Here is a 1,841-nt window from a genome sequence, read left to right as displayed (position 1 = left end):
GGGCTGGCTGGCCGTCCTGCGCACCGACGACGGCCTGCTCGGCGACGGCCGGGCCCTGTTCTGGGAGGCCCGCACCGCGGCGGGCGGCCGGACGTTCTTCTCGTTCTACCCCTTCGACGAGTGGTCGGACCTGGACGCGCGCCGGGAGATGGTCGTGCGCACGCAGGGGATCGTCGGCGACGGCGCGGTCGCGACGTACGACGCCGGCGACGCGGCGCTGGTCTCGCCGCACTACTCGCAGGTGTGGCGGCGAGCGCGGGACCTCGACGTGGCCGCGCCGGCCGTCGCCCACCTGGACGAGTTGACGGCCGTCGCCGGCCGGCTCGAGATCCACGCCGTCGACATCACCAGGTGGGACGACTTCGAGGGGGCGTGGCGACAGGTCGCAGATGCGCTCGTCGCCGACGGGTACCCGCTGGCCTGCCGCGTCTTCAGGAGCTCGTACGGGAAGGGCGAATACATGGTCTGGTGGCTGGCGAGCGACGCGACGGGCAACCGGGAGGCGCCGTCGGTCCGGCAGGCGCTCGACCGGCAACTCGGACCGGGCAAGTGCGCGGAACTCCTCGCCGTCCTGGAAGCGGTGTTCCCTTTGGAAATGTCTTACGATGTCGCGCTGCGTCCCGACCTCTGCAACCTGGGCCGGTGACGACGGTGCCGATCCACAGGGAGCAGCGGACGCCATGAGCGAACGACAGGAAGCGCTGATCCGTTACCCCGGCCACGACCTCCTGCTCCCGGACATCGTCCGCGCCGAGAACTGCCATCTCTTCGACGCGGCGGGCCGGCGGTTCGTCGACCTGGAGTCCGGCGTCTGGTGCACCCCGCTGGGGCACTCGCATCCCGCGGTGCTGCGCGCGATGGCGGAGCAGGCGTCCCGGATCGCCCACATCGGCTTCTGCTACACGAACGAGGTCGTGGCGGACGCGGCGCGCGAGCTGCTCGCGCGGCTGGGGTTCGACGGCGGCCGCTGCGTGTTCCTGTGCTCGGGCAGCGAGGCCGTCGAGCACGGGGTCCGCACCGCGCAGGCCGTGATCGGGCGGCCGCTGCTGCTGACGATGGCCGATTCCTACTTCGGCGCCTACGGCTCGGCGAGTCGCAAGCACCACGACGAGTGGTTCAGCTTCGACTGGACGGCGTGTGCTGAAGGCTGCGGCGAGGGCTGCGCGCACTGGGACGCCATCCCCTTCGACCGCATCGGCGGCTTCCTCTTCGAGCCGGGCAGCTCGTCGGGCCTGGTGCGCTTCCCGCCCGCGAAGCTGGTCCGCGACCTCGCCGCGAGGATCCGCGCGGACGGCGGGCTCGTCCTGGTCAACGAGGTCACCACCGGCATCGGCCGCACGGGCCGCTGGTTCGGCTACCAGCACTACGGGATCGCGCCGGACGTTGTCGCACTGGGCAAGGGCCTCGGCAACGGCTACCCCGTCAGCGCCGCCGCCTACGCGCCCGGCGTGATCGAACGGCTCGGCGGTGCGCCGCTCAAGTACGCCCAGTCCCACCAGAACGATCCGCTCGGGGCGGCGGTGGCGCGCGAGGTGCTGCGCGTCATCGACGAGGAGGGCCTGATCGACAGGGGCGTGGCCGTGGCCGAGCTGCTCCTGTCCGGTCTGGAGGGGATCGCGGCGCGCACCGGCCGGATCGCGGCGATCCGCTCCCGCGGGCTGATGGTCGCCGTCATCCTGCGCGACGAGGTGGGGACGCCGTTCACGATCCGCGTCCACCGCGGGCTGGTGGAGCGCGGCTACGTCGTCGGGCGCCGTCCCGGCGTGCCGGTGCTGCGGCTCGACCCGGCCCTCACGATCGAGACCGCGGACATCGCGGGGTTCCTGGAGGCGCTCGAGGCG

General features: G+C 72.6%; 2 protein-coding genes. Both read left to right on the top strand.

Annotated features, from left to right (window positions below):
• On the top strand, positions 1-646 hold a 646-nt coding region (locus Q7W29_06180; protein ID MDO9171402.1), incomplete at its 5' end, for a hypothetical protein.
• Between the two features lie 34 nt (positions 647-680).
• The coding region (locus tag Q7W29_06175) for an aminotransferase class III-fold pyridoxal phosphate-dependent enzyme (protein MDO9171401.1) at positions 681-1,841 on the top strand (1,161 nt) is incomplete at its 3' end.

This window comes from bacterium (genome assembly GCA_030654305.1).
Lineage (GTDB): Bacteria > Krumholzibacteriota > Krumholzibacteriia > LZORAL124-64-63 > LZORAL124-64-63 > PNOJ01.
The sequence above is the reverse complement of the archived record's forward strand: the minus strand, read 5'-3'. Positions and strand labels throughout refer to the sequence as shown.